General features: G+C 72.1%; 8 protein-coding genes and 1 pseudogene. 7 read left to right on the forward strand and 2 right to left on the reverse strand.

Translation table 11 applies throughout. The features are described 5' to 3' along the window. From QM741_RS05705 to QM741_RS05730, 6 genes and pseudogenes are all read left to right on the forward strand, one after another. Entirely contained in the window at positions 1 to 2,436 is a 2,436-nt protein-coding gene (locus QM741_RS05705) for an ABC transporter permease (RefSeq protein ID WP_415206763.1), read from the forward strand. 24 nt (positions 2,437 to 2,460) lie between these two features. Continuing rightward, positions 2,461 to 4,854 carry an ADOP family duplicated permease gene (locus tag QM741_RS05710; RefSeq protein ID WP_415206764.1) on the forward strand — a complete coding sequence of 798 codons (2,394 nt, stop codon included), beginning with the start codon at positions 2,461 to 2,463 and terminating at the stop codon, positions 4,852 to 4,854. A 48-nt stretch (positions 4,855 to 4,902) separates the two neighbouring features. Further along, positions 4,903 to 7,335 carry an ABC transporter permease gene (locus tag QM741_RS05715; RefSeq protein ID WP_415206765.1) on the forward strand — a complete coding sequence of 811 codons (2,433 nt, stop codon included), beginning with the start codon at positions 4,903 to 4,905 and terminating at the stop codon, positions 7,333 to 7,335. Positions 7,336 to 7,465: 130 nt separating this feature from the next. Further along, positions 7,466 to 7,855: pseudogene (locus tag QM741_RS05720) on the forward strand (ABC transporter permease); the annotation flags it as partial. A gap of 142 nt (positions 7,856 to 7,997) precedes the next feature. Further along, on the forward strand, positions 7,998 to 9,770 hold the full coding sequence (locus QM741_RS05725) for an FtsX-like permease family protein (RefSeq protein ID WP_415206766.1): 1,773 nt from the start codon (positions 7,998 to 8,000) through the stop codon (positions 9,768 to 9,770). An 18-nt stretch (positions 9,771 to 9,788) separates the two neighbouring features. Beyond that, positions 9,789 to 12,188 carry an FtsX-like permease family protein gene (locus QM741_RS05730; RefSeq protein WP_415206767.1) on the forward strand — a complete coding sequence of 800 codons (2,400 nt, stop codon included), beginning with the start codon at positions 9,789 to 9,791 and terminating at the stop codon, positions 12,186 to 12,188. A 19-nt stretch (positions 12,189 to 12,207) separates the two neighbouring features. On the opposite strand, the gene QM741_RS05735 is transcribed toward QM741_RS05730, so the two are convergent. Further along, complete coding sequence (locus tag QM741_RS05735; protein WP_415206768.1) at positions 12,208 to 12,639, reverse strand: TA system VapC family ribonuclease toxin; 432 nt, start codon at positions 12,637 to 12,639, stop codon at positions 12,208 to 12,210. After that, positions 12,639 to 12,878 carry a hypothetical protein gene (locus QM741_RS05740; protein WP_415206769.1) on the reverse strand — a complete coding sequence of 80 codons (240 nt, stop codon included), beginning with the start codon at positions 12,876 to 12,878 and terminating at the stop codon, positions 12,639 to 12,641. Before QM741_RS05740 ends, QM741_RS05735 begins: the two co-directional genes overlap by 1 nt. Positions 12,879 to 12,968: 90 nt before the next feature. Between QM741_RS05740 and QM741_RS05745 the strand changes: the two genes are divergently transcribed. Next, complete coding sequence (locus tag QM741_RS05745) at positions 12,969 to 15,386, forward strand: ADOP family duplicated permease (RefSeq protein WP_415206770.1); 2,418 nt, start codon at positions 12,969 to 12,971, stop codon at positions 15,384 to 15,386. Positions 15,387 to 15,390: the final 4 nt, after the last annotated feature.

The raw sequence follows: 15,390 nt of genomic DNA on the forward strand, positions 1-15,390 counted from the left end.
ATGCTCGCCGATCTGCATCTCGCCCTGCGCCGGCTGCGCAATGCGCCGGGATTCGCCATCGCCGCCGTGTTCATGCTCGCGCTCGGCATCGGCCTCACCGCGGCGATGATCGGCGTGGTCGGCGGCGTGCTGCTGCGCGGCCTGCCGTTCGCGCACGGCGAGCGTCTCGTCCTCGTGCGCATGGACAACCCGGCGCAGAACGCGCTGCGCTCGCCGCTGACCGTCGCCGAGGCCGAGCAGTTCGCGCACGGCGTCGACGGCTTCGAGTCGCTCGGCTATTTCCTCTGGAGCGGCGTGACCGTGCTCGACGGCCGCGGCCGGCCGCGCGAGATTCCGTCGCAGCAGGTAAGCGCCGGCTATTTCGAAGCGCTCGCGCCGACGCCCGTGCTCGGGCGCGCGCTCGACGCCGACGACATCCGCCAGCAGCGGCCGGTCGCGGTGCTGTCGTACCAGGAATGGCAGAACGGCTTCGGCGGCGACCCGCAGGTGCTCGGGCGGCGCATCGATCCGATCGGCGACGATCCGCTCGAGATCGTCGGCGTGATGCCGCCGTCGATGCAGACGTTCGCGGCCGAGACCGGCCTGTGGAGTCCGCTGCTGGAACGCATCCTGCCGCAGGACGGCGCGCGCCGGCTCGATCAGCGCCTCTTGCAGATGGTCGGACGCCTGCGTCCCGGCGTCCCGCTCGCCCAGGCCGACGCCGCGTTGAACGCGCAGGCCGCGGCGTTGCGCGCGGCGCACGGTCTCGACGCCGCCGCCGCGAACTGGCAGGCGCATGCCTGGCCACTGCTCGACCTGATCGTCGGCGACGCGCGCGCGGCGCTGTGGGGCGCGCTGGCGTTGGCGCTGTGCGTGCTGCTGATCGCCTGCGCGAACGTCGCGCTGCTGGTCGACGCGCGCGCCGTCGCGCGCCGCCGCGAGCTCGCGCTGATGGCGGCGCTCGGCGCGAATTCGCGCCGCCTGCGCCGCGGCATCGTGCTCGAGGTCACGCTGCTCGCCGCGCTCGGCGTCGGCGCCGGCATCGCGCTGGCGCAAGCGGGCATCGTCGCGCTGCGCGGACTCGCCGAAGGCAGCGTGCCGCGCGTCGACGGCATCGTGCTGGACGCGCGCGTGCTCGCGCTCGCCGCGCTGCTCGGCTTGGCTACGCCGCTGGTCGCGCTCGCCGCCGGGCGGCTGCGCGAGCGCGGCGGCGGCTCGATGCAGGCGATCCTGCGCGGCGGCGGCAAGGGCCTCGTCGGCGACGGCGGGCGCCAGCGCGCGCTGCCGGCCCTGGCGATGGCGCTGTCGACGATCAGCCTGATCGCCGCGCTCGCGTTCGGCATCGGCCTGTGGCGCCTGCAGCGCGTCGATCCGGGCTTCCGCGCCGGCGGCGTGCACGCGCTGGTGATGTTCCGCGAGTCGATGGGCGCCGACAGCGGCGCCGCCGGGCCGCCGAGCTGGCTGCGCTTCGCCGACGACGTGCTCGAGCATCTGGCGGCGCTGCCCGGCGCCGAGGGCGCCGCGCTGACCAGCGCCGCGCCGCTCGCGGGGATCGGCTCGGCCGCCGCGGACGTCCACGCGCCCGGCCGCGCCGACGATGCGCCGGTGCTCGCCGGCGTGCGCCGCGTCTCGCCCGGCTACCGCGCGCTGCTCGGCATCCCGCTGCTGGCCGGCCGCGATTTCGGCGCCGACGACCGCGCCGGCGCCGAAGACGTCGCGATCGTCAACCGCACGCTCGCGCGGCGCCTGTTCGGCGACGCCTCGCCGCTCGACCGCACGATCGACGTGCCGCTCGCGCGCGGCGGCAGCGGCAGCTCGCGCTGCCGCATCGTCGGCGTGGTCGACGACATCCATAACGCCGGCCTGCGCGCGCCGCCCGAGCCCGAGGTGCTGGTCGCGTTCGCGCAGCATCCGCGCGTGGCGATGACGTTCCTGCTGCGCGCCGCGCCCGCGCTCGCCGGCGTCGACGCGCAGATGGCCGACGCGCTGTGGCGCGTCGATCCGCGCCAAAGCATCACGCGCCAGTTCGCGCTGAGCGACGGCGTCGACGGCGAGCTGCGGCCGGCGTACTTCTTCGCCAACGTGGTCGGCTGCTTCGCGCTCGCCGCGCTCGTGCTCGCCGTGGTCGGCGTCTACGCGGTCGCCTCGCTGCAGCAGCGCCGCCGCGTCGGCGAGTTCGGCCTGCGCCTGGCGATCGGCGCGACGCCGCGCCGGCTCGCGCTGGCGGTGCTGCGCGACAGCGTGCGAATCAGCGCCGCCGGCATCGGCGCCGGACTCGTCGTCGCCGCGGCGGCGCTGTGGCGGTTCGATCCGACGCGCGTCGTCGGCGACGTCGCGCTGCCGCCCGTGCTCGCATGCGGCATCGCGGCGATGGCGCTGGCCGCGACGCTCGCCGCCCTGCTGCCCGCGCTGCGCGCCGCGCGCGTGGCGCCGATGGAGGCGCTGCGCGATGAATGACCATCTTGTTGCGGAGGGCCACACATGAACTGGCTGCAGGATTTGAAGTTCGCCGCGCGCAGCCTGCGCGCGCATCTCGGCACCACGGCATTCGCCATCGCCACGCTCGCGCTCGGCCTCGGCGCGGCGCTGGCGATTTACGCCGTGATCGACGCGGTCCTGCTGCGCGATCTTGCCTATCCGCACGCCGAGCGCATCGTCAGCTTGCGCGAGCTCGCCGCCGATGGGCATTCGATGCCGCTGGCGTATCCGAATTACGCCGATCTCGTCGCCAGCGAGCCGTTCACCGCGAGCGCGTACTACGGCGGCGGCGATGCCACCATCGCCAGCGGCAGCGCGTCGCGCAGCGCCGACATCGCGCTGGTCGGCGGCGATTTCTTCCGCGTGCTGGCCGCAGCACCGGCGCTCGGGCGCGTTTTCGATGCGCGCGAACGCGGGCACGTCGCGGTGATTTCGCACGCGCTCTGGCAAAGCCTGTTTCGCGGCCGCGCCGACGTGATCGGCCAGCCGCTCGACGTGGACGGCGATGCGTCCAGCGTGGTCGGCGTGATGCCGGCCGGTTTCGATTTCCCCGTCGGCGCGGCGGTGTGGACGCCATTCACCGACGACCCCGGCAGTTCGCGCAGCGCGCACAACTGGTCGGCGATCGCGCGCTTGCGCGACGACGCCACGCTCGCGCAGACGCAACTCGCGGCGGGTACGCTGGCGACGCGGCTCGCCGGTGAATACGGCGAGAAGATCGACCTGCGCGGTTTCGGCGTGACGCCGCTCGCCGATGCGATCGCCGCGCCCGTGCGCAGCGCGCTGCTGCTGCTCGGTGCCGGCACACTGTTTCTGCTTTTGATCGCGGTGACCAACGTCGCCAATCTGCTGCTGGCGTTGAACGGTGCGCGAGCGCGCGAACTCGCCGTGCGCGCCGCGCTTGGCGCGAGCCGCGCGCGACTCGCGTGCCAGGTGTTCGCCGAAGGCGCGCTGATCGCGAGCGCGGCTTGCGTATTCGCCATCGCGTTGGCGTGGGCGGCGATCAAGCTGCTCGTCCACGGCGGCGGCGCGCATTTGCCGCGCGCGGCGGAAGTCGGTCTCGACGGCAGCGCGCTTGCGCTCGCCGTGTTCGCCGCCTTCGCCATCGCCTGCGTCACCGGCGCCGCCGTGCTGCTCGGCCAACGTCATCGCCAGACGAACGCGGCGTTGCGCGAAAGCGGGCGTGGCCAATCCGCGAGCCGCACGCATCTGCGCCTGCGCGCGTCGCTGCTGATCGGCCAGACGGCGTTGACCACCGCGCTGCTGATCGGCGCGGGTTTGCTCGGGCGCAGCTTCGTCGCGCTGCTCGCGGTCGATCCCGGCTTCGATGCGATGAGCGCCATCGGCGTGTCGCTGTCGCAACCGTCCGCGCGCGATGCGAACGGCGCCGCCGACACCGCGCGACGCTATCAGGCGCTGATCGACACGCTGCGCGCCGTGCCCGGCGTCAGCGCCGTCGGCGGCGTCAACGCGCTGCCACTCGGCAAAGGCGGCGCGGACGGATCGTTCTGGGACGGCAGCGTCAGCGATTTTCTGCGCGGCCCCAAACCCATCGGCCACGCCGAGTTCCGCGTCGCCAGCGAAGATTATTTCAAGGCCGTCGGCATCAAGATTTTGTCCGGCCGCGGCTTCGACGCGCGCGATCGCGACGACGGCGCGCAAGTCGCCCTCATCAGCGCCGCCGCCGCACGCGCGACCTGGGGCAACGATGATCCGATCGGCAAGCGCATCCAGTACGGCAACATGGACGGCGACACGCATCCGCTCACCATCGTCGGCGTGGTCGGCGACGTGCGCGAAAACCGCCTCGACCGCGCGCCGACCGGCGCGGTCTACGTGAACCTGGCGCAGCGCCCGGTTTCCGCCGCGCAGTTCAACCTCGTCGTGCGCTCCACGCTGCCGCTCGCCGCGCTCGCGCCGACGCTGCAAGCAACGCTCGACCGCGACGCGGCCGACATCCCGCACGCGCTCGCGCCGCTGTCGGAACTGCGCGCCGCCGCGCTCGCCGACCGCCGCTTCAGTTTGATTTTGCTCGGCGCGTTCGCCGTCGTCGCGTTCACGCTCGCCGTCGGCGGACTGTACGGACTCATGGCCTTCGCCGTCGGCCAGCGCGAACACGAATTCGCGCTGCGCCAGGCGCTCGGCGCGACGCGCACGCGCATCGCGAGCCTCGTGCTGCGCGCGGGACTCGCCATCGGCGGCATCGGCATCGCCGCCGGCCTCGCGCTTGCGCTCGCCGGCACGCGCGTGCTCGGCGGGCAGCTCTACGGCGTCGGCGCGGGCGATCCGCTCACCTTCGCCGCCGTCGCCGCCGTACTGCTCGGCACCGTCGTCGCCGCCTGCCTCGCGCCCGCGCGGCGCGCGTGCGCGGTCGCGCCGCGCGAGGCGTTGGGTTGATGGCGTTTTCGATTCCCAGATTCCATTGCATCAACCGAGGAACCCATGATGTTCAACCACACGATGCAGGATTTGAGTTACGGTCTGCGCACGCTGCTCGCACGGCCCGGCTTCGCCTTCGTCACGATCCTCACGCTCGGCCTTGCCATCGGCGCGCACACGACGCTGTTCGGCGTCGTGCATGCGCTGCTGCTGTCGCCGGTGCAAGGCATCGGCGCGCCGGATCGGCTCGTCGAAATCGGCCGCACGCACAACGGCGAGGGCATGGACACGATTTCGTATCCGGATTTCCTCGACTACTCCGCCGCGAAGTCGCTCGACGGCACGTATGCGTACTCGCCCGAGGCGCTCAACGTGACCAGTAGCGGCGATCCGCACCGCGCGCTCGGCCTGCTCGTCAGCGGTTCGTATTTTTCGACGCTGCGCGTGCCGCCCGAATTGGGCCGCGTGCTTTCCGCGATCGACGACACCGACGCCGCGCCGCCGGTCGCGGTGGCGAGTTACGCGGCGTGGCAGAAGTATTTCAACGCGGACCCGGCCGCGGTCGGCAAGACGGTATCGATCAACGGCCACGTGTTCACGCTGATCGGCGTCGCCGCGCACACGTTCAACGGGCAGATCGCCGTGCTCGCGCCCGAGTTCTATCTGCCGCTGCACAACCGCACGCTGCTGCGCGAAGGCTCGAAGGATCTCCTCTCGTCGAGGAAGTCGCTGTGGCTGATGACCGGCGCACGTTTGCACGATGGCGTCGATGTCGCGCAGGCGCAGGCGGAACTGGCGACGATCAAGCAGCGCCTCGACGCGGAGTACGGCAGCGACGACAAGAAATCCGGCATCGGCGTCGCGCCGCTGCGCGGCGTGCCGACGGAAGTGCGCGGCCCGCTCGGCGCATTTTCCGGATTGCTGTTCGCGATGGTCGGCATGATTTTGCTCGTCGCCTGCGTCAACGTCGCCGGCTTGCTCATCGCGCGCGGCGAGACGCGCCGGCAGGAAATCGCGGTGCGCTTCGCGCTCGGCGCGAGCCGCGGCCGCGTGTTCTTCCAGTTGTTCGCCGAAAACCTTTGGCTTGCGCTCGGCGCGGGCACGCTCGGCATCCTGCTCGCGACGTGGTGGCGCGATCTGCTGCTGCGCGTGGACGTGCCGACGCCGTTCCCGGTCAGCCCGCGCATTCCGTTCGACGGTTCCGTGTTCGCCTTCGCGTTGCTGCTGACCGCGGCGACCGCGCTTCTGTTCGGCGCGTTGCCGACGCTGCGCGCATCCAAGCAGGCGCCGGCGACCGGCGGCGCGCTCGTCGCCGACCGCACGAGCAGCCGTGGTTCGCGCCTGCGCGAAGGCCTGGTCGTCGTGCAGATCGCGTTGACGCTGGTACTGCTGATCGGTTCGGGCCTGTTCGTGCGCGCGCTCGAACGCGCGGCGGCCATCGACATCGGCTTCGACGCGAACCATGTCGTCAGCATGGATTTCGACCTCGAGCCGAGCGGCTACGACGAAGCCCATCGCGCGCGCCTGCAAACCGCGCTGCTCGAGCGCGTGCGCACGATCGGCGGCGTCGAACAGGCCGCACTCGCGTCGATCCTGCCGCTGAGTTTCAACCGCATGAGCATCGGCTGCGTGCATGGCGCGGGTTTCGGCAAGGACGAGTTGTGCCCCGACGTCAACCTCGTCAGTGACGGCTTCTTCGCCACGCTCGGCATGTCGCTGCGCGGACGCGGTTTCGACACGCACGACGTCGCCGGCGGAACCAACGTGGCCGTCGTCAACGAAACGCTGGCCAAGCGCCTCGCGCCCGACGGCGACGCGCTCGGGCGCAGCTTCGCCTACGGCGAGGACAAGGACGCGCGTACGCTGACCATCGTCGGCGTCGTGCCCGACGGCAAGTATTCGTCGCTCGGCGAGGACAAACAGCCGTTCCTGTTCCTGCCGCTGGCGCAGTCGCCGTCGGCAATGGCAAGCCTGCTCGTGCGCAGCGCGCAGGATTCGCCCGCGCTCGCGCGTGCGCTCGCCGACGCGGTGCGCGAAGTCGATCGCTCGCTGCCGGTCGCGCAGACGCATCCGCTCGCGGACACGCTGGCGCTGTCGCTGCTGCCGCAGCGCATCGCCGGCCTCGTCGCCGGCGCGCTGGGCGCATTGGGCCTGCTGCTCGCCGCGATCGGCCTGTACGGACTGATCGCGTTCCACGTCGCCAGCCGCACGCGCGAGATCGGCATCCGCCTGTCGCTCGGCGCCGCGCCCAGGCGCGTGCTGCGCGACGTGCTCTGGCGCGGCGGCCGGCTGGTCGGCATCGGCCTCGTCGCCGGCGAAGCGATCGGCGTCGGCCTCGCCGTGCTCGTTTCCGGCCTGCTGTTCGGCGCGCAACCCGGCGACGTGCTCGCGTTCGCCGCGGCGGGTCTCGTGCTCGGCCTCGTCGCGCTGCCGGCCTGCTACGTGCCCGCGCGCGCCGCGGTGCGCATCGATCCGGCCGTCGCCTTGCGCCACGATTGACGGGAGAACGCCCATGCTGCAAATCGCCCTCACCGAATGCCGCTACGCGCTGCGCGGCATCCTCGCGCGGCCCGCGTTTTCCGCGCTCGTCGTCGGCGTGCTCGCGGCCGGGCTCGCCTGCGTGGTGTTCATGCTCGCGCTGCTCGACGGTTTCGCGCTGCGACCGCTGCCGTTCGCCGCGCCGGACGAGCTGTATCAGGCCGGATTCTTCGGCGACGGCGGGCTCGGCGACGTGTTCCCGGTGTCCGATCAGGATGTGCTCGGCATCCGGCGCAGTCTCGCGGACGTGGCCGATGTCGCCGTCGCGGCGCGCTCGACGATGAACCTCTCCGACCTCGACCTGCCGCAGCGCTACAACGGCGCGCACGTCAGCGCGAATCTGTTCCGCGTGCTCGGCGTGGCGCCGCTCGTCGGCCGCGAGTTTTCCGATGCCGACGAAAAGCCGGGTGCGCCGGCCGTGGCGATGCTGTCGTACGAAGTCTGGCAAAGCCGTTACGGCGGCGACCCCGGCGTCGTCGGCCGCACGGTCCGGCTCGACGCGAAACCCGCCGTCGTCGTCGGCGTGATGCCGAAGGATTTTTCGTATCCGCGCCGCGAGCAGAATCTGGCAGGCGGCGACGCTGGCGCCGGCGGCGACGCGCGACGAATACGCCTGGTGGGTCGTGCTGCGCCGGCATGCCGGCATCCGCGACGCGCAGGTGCGCGCCGCGTTCGAGGCATGGTTCGCCGACGCCGCGCGCGCGGACCCGGCGCGCTTTCGCGACCTGCATCCGCAGGTCGAACCGCTCGCGACGATGGTGATGGACCGCACCACGCGCGCCATGCTCGGCCTGATGCTCGCCGCGGTGTTCATGGTGCTGCTGATCGCCTGCGCCAACGCGGCGAACCTGCTGCTGACGCGCACGCTGGCGCGACGCGGCGAACTCGCCCTGCGCGTGGCGCTCGGCGCGGGCCGCGCGCGGCTCGTCGCGAACGTGTTCGCGCAAGGCCTCATCCTCGCCCTCGCCGCGCTCGCCGTCGCGCTGCTCGTCGCGCGCGCGGCGCTGGCGTGGCAGGAAGCGAGCCTGCGCGAATCGGAATTCACCCTGCTCTGGCTGCATTTCCGCATCGGCGGCGCGGTGCTCGCGCTGGCGCTGGCGGCCGCGCTCGCGACCGCGTTCGCGAGCGGCATCGTGCCCGCGCTGCAGGCCGGCCGCACGGCGCTGGCGCCGGCCCTGGCCGAGGGCGGCGCGCGCGGCGCGGGCAATGCCGGCTTCGCGCGCGTGAGCCGCGTGCTCGTCGTCGCCGAAGTGGCGCTGTCGTGCGCGCTGGTGATCTGCGTCGGCACGCTCGCGCGCGGCATCGCCGCGCTGGAACACGCCGACCTCGGCATCGACGCCGCGCACCTGCTCACCGCGCGCGTGCTGCTGCCCGCGAGCACGTATCCGCGCGCGGCCGACCAGGCGCGCCTGTACGAACGCCTCGGCGAGCGCCTGCGCGGCGAGGCCGACGCCGTCGACGCCAGCGTCGGCACCGCCCTGCCCGGCACGTACTACAACGAGATGCGCGACGTACTGCCCGACGGCGCGGTGGCCGCCGACGGTGCGCTGCCGCAGACCGCCTACGCGGCGGTCGACGACCGTTTCCCCGGCACCTGGGGCGTGGCCTTGCAGGAAGGCCGCTTTTTCGACGGCCGCGACGGCGCCGACGGCACGCGCGTCGCGGTCGTCGATCGCCGTTTCGTCGAACGCTACGGCGGCGGTGCGGACGTGCTCGGCAAGCGCTTCCGCATCGACCCGCGCGATCCGGCCGGCGCCACGGTGACCGTCGTCGGCGTGATCGGCTCCATCGCGCTCGACGCGCCCGGCAACGCGCCGCCGCCGGCGCTGCTGGTGCCGCTGCGTCAATCGCCGTTCAAGATCGCCAGCATCGCCGTGCGCACGCGCGGCGATGCGATGGCGTTCGCGCCGCGCCTCGCCGCCGTGATGAAGGACGTCGACGCCGACACGCCGCTGTACTGGATTCGCGACCCGGCCGCGATCGCGCGCGCGATGAGCTTCGGCGAGCGCAGCGTCGCGCGCAGCTTTACCGCGTTCGGCGCGATCGCGCTGCTGCTCGCCGCCGCCGGCCTCTACGGCGTGATGGCGTTCGCGGTCGGCCAGCGCACGCGCGAGATCGGCGTGCGCCGCGCGCTCGGCGCCTCGCGACGCGGCGTGCTGCGCAGCCTGTTCGCGCGTACCTTCGTCCAACTCGCGCTCGGCCTCGCCCTCGGCGTTGCCGTCGGCGTGCCGTTCGCGCACACGCTCGGCGCGTCGCTGCGCACGATCGAACCCGGCAGCCTGCCGGCCGTGCTCGCCGCGCTGCTCGTGCTCGGCATCGCCGCGTCGCTCGCCGCGCTCGTCCCCGCGCGTCGCGCGCTGCGCGTCGATCCGATGGTTGCGTTGCGGCACGATTGAACGATTGGAGAATCGACGATGAACTTCCACGAGATGCTGCGCCGCCAACTGCGCTCGCCCGCGTTCGCGCTGACCGTGTTCGCGCTCGTCGCCGCGGTGACCGCGATCAACGCGACGGTGTTCGGCGCGATCGATACGCTGCGCTGGAAGTCGCTGCCGTACGCGGCCGACGACAGCCTCGTGCGTCTGCAATTGAAGCTGACGAAAATCGACAGCGAGAGCAATCTCAGCGAACTGTATCGCGCCGAACTCGCGCGCGACACGGCGACGTTTCGCGGCGTCGCCGGCTACGTCGATGCCAACCGCACGCGCAGCGACGACGAAGGTCGGTCGTGGCGCATCGCGCAGGCGACGCCGCAGCTCGATGCCGTGCTCGGCGTTTCTCCCGCGCTCGGTCGCGGCATCGAAGCCGACGACGCGCACGACGGCGCCGATCGCGTGCTGGTGATTTCCGATGCGGCGTGGCGACGCCGCTTCAACGCCGACCCGAACATCGTCGGCCGCAAAGTGCGTTTCGGCGAGCGCACCGACACGATCGTCGGCGTGATGCCGCGCGGCTTCGCGTTTCCCGACACGCAGACCGATGCGTGGCGGCCGTTCGTGCCGCCGGCGCAAAAGCCGGCGGTCGATGGCGTCGGCGAACTCGACGTGGTCGCGCGCCTCGCCGACGGCGCGACGCTCGCGCAGGCGCGCGCCGCGGTCGATCGCGTCTACGACGGCGGCAAGAGCCTCGGCGATTTCGCCGCGACGTTCGCCAGCCTGGAGCCGCAGCCGCAGGCGGAACCGTGGCGCGAGCATTTCTTCGCGCGGCACGCGCAGGCACTGGCGATGCTGCAATTCGCGGCGCTGATCCTGCTGCTCGCGGTCGGCGCGAACCTCGTCAACCTGCAGCTCGATCGCCTGCTCGGCCGTCGCAGCGAGTTCGACATCCGCCGCGCGCTCGGCGCGGGCGAAGGCGCGATCGCGGCGCAAGCGCTGCGCGACCTGTTGCCGCCGACGCTGGCCGGCGTCGCCGCGGGCCTCGCGCTGGTCGGCCCCGGCCTGCGCCTGCTCGCGGCGCGACGCCTGTTGCCGGAGGGCATGCCGGTGGAGGCCGGTTTCGATGCGACGACGCTCGCCGGCGGCACCGTCATCGTCGCGCTGGCGATGCTGACCGCGCTGCTCGCCGCGCGCGCACTGCGCGGCCGCGCCGAACTGTCCGCGCACGGTACGGCCGGCGGACTTGGCAAATTGCGGCCGGCGTTGCTGGTCGCGCAGGTGATGCTGACCACCGCCCTGCTCGGCAGCGCGATGCTGCTGTTGCGCAGCGCGGTCAACGTGCTGGAAGTCGATCGCGGCTTCGACGAACGCGGCGTGGTGATGGCAGGCATCGACTTCACCTTCGCTTCGCCGGCGCGGCAGCAGCCGGATTACGACCCGCGCAACGACACCGAACTGAAATCCGCCGTGGCCCGACTGCTGGCGCGCGCGAAAGCGCTGCCCGGCGTAAGCCATGCGGCGACGACAGGGATCGCGCCGTTCAGCGGCGGCGATTCGTTCATCACGGCGCATGTGCCGGGGCAAAGCGAGCCGCAGCAGTTGCGCGAGCGGACCGTTTCGCCGGACTACTTCGCCACGCTCGGCATCGCGCTGCGCAGCGGCCGCACGCTGGCCGCGGCGGACGTGCGCGACGACGGCGGCACGAGCGCGGTCGTCGTCGACGAACTTTACGTGCGTCGCTACCTCGCCGGGCGCGATCCGCTGCGTGCCAACATCGAGACGGGCGGCAGCAAACCGGTCACGGTGCCGATCGTCGGCGTCGTGCGCAGCGTCAAGAACAACGCGCTCGACGAAGCGACCGACATGCCGACGATCTACCGCGTGGAGAGTTTCCCGTTCCCGGTGTTCGTGCTGCTCGTGCGCGCGGACGTCGATGCCGCGAGTCTGGTCGAACCGCTGCGTCGGCTGGTCCACGAAGTCGCGCCCGATGCGGCCATCGCGTTCGACCAGCCGCTCGCGCAGCGCGTCGAGGCCAGCTTCGCCGCGCGCCGCGGACTGGTCGAGACCATCGGCGCGTTCGCCGCGATCACGCTCGCGCTCGCCGCGGTCGGCCTTGCCGCCGTGCTCGGCTTCGCGATCCGCCGCCGCACCGCCGAACTCGGCGTGCGCATGGCGCTCGGCGCCACGCCGGCGCGCGTGCGCAACCTCGTGCTGCGCCAGGGCGGCGCGCTCATCGTCGCCGGACTCGCACTCGGCGCGGCGCTCGGCATCGCGCTCGCGCGGCTGCTCGCCGACAAGCTGTTCGGCATCGGCTACGACGACCCGGCGAGTTGGGGCGCGGCGCTGGCGCTGGTCGCCGCGATCGCATTGTTCGCCTGCTGGCTGCCGGCACGACGGGCGGCGGCAACCGATCCGGTCGAGGCGCTGCGGCGTGAATGATTCGGCGCGATCCGCGGCGTTACAGAATGCGCAGATGCTTCGGCTTCGCGCCGCGCACGGCATCGAGCGAGATGCCCTGGTCGAACGTGACCAGCGTGCCGCCGTGCTTGACGGCGAGCGCGAGCAGATAGAGATCGGTGATCTGGTTGTGGCCGTGTACGCGCGAGAAGTCAGCGACGCGATCGTCGCGCAGACTGACGTCGTCCGCCCAGAACTCATGATCGAGTTCGGCGCAGGCGCGTGCAAGCTGGCGGCGCACGCGGTCGAGCCCGACCGCGCCGCGGCGGCCGTACATCGGCAGGTTCAGCACGCGGATGACGCCGTTCTCGACCAGCGGGCAGGTTGCGATGCGCAGGCGCGGCGTGACGATGAATTCGTTGGCGCGATCGGCGGCGATGTGCGCGTCATCGAACAGCGCGACCCAGACGTTGACGTCGAGCAGGCAACGCATCAGATGCCTTCGCGCTCCATCAGTTCGCGCACGTGTTCGATCGTGATGACCTCGTCGCGTGCGGGCAGCAGCGCGAAACGTCCGCGCAGCTTCTGTTTCTGCGCCGGCTCGGCGATGCGCGCGCGCGCGCCGCTGCGCACGAGCTCGGAAACGGCATCGCCGAGGCTGATGCGATCGCGTTCGGCCAGCCGGCGCGCCACGAGCAGCGCGTCTTGCGCAATGGAAAGCGTGGTACGCATGGAAATCGCCTTTGCATCAAAACATGGATTTGATGTTATCACATCACCGGCCGTCCATCGTCATCGCAATTCCGTCTTCCCGGAGGCCACATGACCCTTTTCGATCTTCGCGCCGCGTCGCGCCGCCTGTGGCGCACGCCGGCTTTCAGCGCGACCTCGCTGCTGCTGCTCGGCCTCGCTTTCGGCGCGTTCGCCTGCGTGTTCGGCGTCGTCTACGGCCTGCTCTACAAGCCGCTGCCGTTCGCGCAGTCCGACCGCCTCGTGACGATCGAGTCGCGCATCCTCGGCATTCCGTTCGACGTCGGCCTGTCGGTGCCGCTGCGCGAGGAGATCGCACACGGCGCACGCACGCTCGACGGCGTCGCGGCCTATCGCACCGGTGAACTGACGCTGCGCGACGACGACGGCCGCCGCAGCGGTTCGTTGCATACGGCGAGCGTGGAACCCGCGCTGTTCGGTATGCTCGGCTCGCAGCCCGCGCTCGGCCGCCTGTTCACGGACGAGGACGCCGCCGCGGGCGCGGCGCGCAATGCGATCCTCTCCTGGGACGAGTGGCAGCGCCGCTTCGCCGGTGCGGCCGACGCGATCGGCCGGCGCATGCGTGTGGCGAACGAGGACTATCGCATCGTCGGCATCATGCCCGAAGGCTTCGTGTTTCCGTCGAGCAAGACGGCGCTGTGGCTACCGCTGCATTTCACCGCCGAACAGCGCATGCGTTCGCACGCGGGCGACTTCGACGGTTTGTCGGTCATCGGCCGACTGCGCGCCGGCGCCGATGCGGGCGCAGCGGCCGGTGAAGCGATGGGCATCGCCAAGTCGATCGCGGAACTCGATGGCGCCTTCGGCGGCAATTTCAGCATCCGCGTCGAACCGCTGCGCTCGCTGTGGGTCGGCGAACGACGCGGGGCGCTGCTCTTGATGTTGCTCGCGGTGTCGATGGTGTGGCTGGTGACGGCGGCGAACGTCGCCAACCTGTTCCTCGCGCGCGCGCTGGCGCGACGGCACGAGTCGGCGTTGACCGCCGCGCTCGGCGCCGCGCCGTGGCGGCGCGCGCGCATGGCGCTGATCGAGGCGGCGCTGCTCTGCGCGGGCGCGCTGCTGCTCGGCTGCGCGCTGCTGCCGGCCGGCCTCGCGCTGTTGCGTCGTTTCGACCTGCTGCCGACCGGCACGCCACAGGCGATCGGCATCGACGCGCCGACGCTGGCGCTGACCGCGTTGCTCGCGCTGGCGCTGTGCGGCGTGCTCGCGCTCGTCGCCGTGTCCGTGCAGCGCGGCAACCTCAACGACATGATCCGCCACGGCGGCTCGCGGCAGACCGCGGGCGGCGCCGCGCAGGCCGCGCGCAAGACGCTCGTCGTCGCACAGGTCGCGCTCACCGTCGCGCTGCTGTTCGGCATCGGCGTGCTGCTGCGCAGTTCGCAAAACCTGATCGCCGAGGACGTCGGCTTCCAGCGCGACCATCTGCTCTACGCCGCGCTCGACGACCTCGTTCCCGCCGACGCGACCGCGGAACTGCGCAGCGCGCGGCTCGGCGAACTCGTCGAACGCGCGCGTGCGCTGCCCGGCGTCGCCGCGGCGGGACTCGGCAGCATGGTGCCGTTCGGCAGGAGCATCGCCACGAGCAACTACACGCCGCCGGGCCAGGAAGACGCCAAGGACAAACCCATTGCCTACGACCAGAAGATCGACGCCGGCTATCTCAAGGCGCTCGCCGTGCCCATCCTGCGTGGCCGCGCGTTCGACGCGGACGAAGTGCGCAACCGCGCACCGCTCGCGATCGTCGATGAGTTGTTCGTCAAGCGTCATTTCGGCACCGCCGATCCGCTTGGCAAGCGTTTCAAGATCGGTGTGGCCGGCGACCAACCCGACCGCGAACTCACCATCGTCGGCGTGGTGCCGACGCTCAAGCAGCGCGCGCTCGACGAGGCGCCGGACCGTCCGTCGATCTACCAGCCCGATCCGGCGCCGCCGTATGCCGCGCTCGTCGTGCGCACCACGCCCGATCCGGCCGCGCTCGTCGCGCCGCTGAAGGCGCTCGGTGCGCAAATCGCGCCGAAGGAATCGCTCGGTCCCATCGTCGCGCTGAACGAGCGCATTGCCGATACGCTGAAGGATCGCGCGCGCCTGAACTCCCTGCTCGGCCTGCTCGGCGGCATTGCGCTGCTGCTCGCCGCGGTCGGCCTCTACGCCGTGCTCGCCTACGCGGTGCGCCAGCGCGTGCCCGAATTCGGCGTGCGCATGGCGCTCGGCGCGCGCGCCGCGAACGTGCTGCGCGAAGTGCTCGCGCAGGGCTTGCGTCTGATCGTCGTCGGCGTTGCGCTCGGCGTGCCGCTGGCCTGGGCCTTCGCGCGACTGCTCTCGACGCGGCTGTATCACGTCGGCGCGTTCGACCTGCCGACGCTTGCCGCGGTCGCCGTGGTGCTCGCCGCGATCGGCGTCGCCGCGTGCTGGCTGCCGGCGCTGCGCGCCTCGCGCGTCGATCCCGTGGTCGCGTTGCGCGACGAATGATCAC

The sequence above is a fragment of the Rudaea sp. genome (assembly GCF_047601565.1).
GTDB lineage: Bacteria > Pseudomonadota > Gammaproteobacteria > Xanthomonadales > Rhodanobacteraceae > Rudaea.

Bases quoted from the DNA above. Each gene is read 5' to 3' on its own strand.
- QM741_RS05710 (WP_415206764.1), top strand. From the start codon at position 2,461: ATGAACTGGCTGCAGGATTTGAAGTTCGCCGCGCGCAGCCTGCGCGCG.
- QM741_RS05740 (WP_415206769.1), bottom strand. From the start codon at position 12,878: ATGCGTACCACGCTTTCCATTGCGCAAGACGCGCTGCTCGTGGCGCGC.
- QM741_RS05715 (WP_415206765.1), top strand. From the start codon at position 4,903: ATGTTCAACCACACGATGCAGGATTTGAGTTACGGTCTGCGCACGCTG.
- QM741_RS05745 (WP_415206770.1), top strand. From the start codon at position 12,969: ATGACCCTTTTCGATCTTCGCGCCGCGTCGCGCCGCCTGTGGCGCACG.
- QM741_RS05735 (WP_415206768.1), bottom strand. From the start codon at position 12,639: ATGCGTTGCCTGCTCGACGTCAACGTCTGGGTCGCGCTGTTCGATGAC.
- QM741_RS05705 (WP_415206763.1), top strand. From the start codon at position 1: ATGCTCGCCGATCTGCATCTCGCCCTGCGCCGGCTGCGCAATGCGCCG.
- QM741_RS05730 (WP_415206767.1), top strand. From the start codon at position 9,789: ATGAACTTCCACGAGATGCTGCGCCGCCAACTGCGCTCGCCCGCGTTC.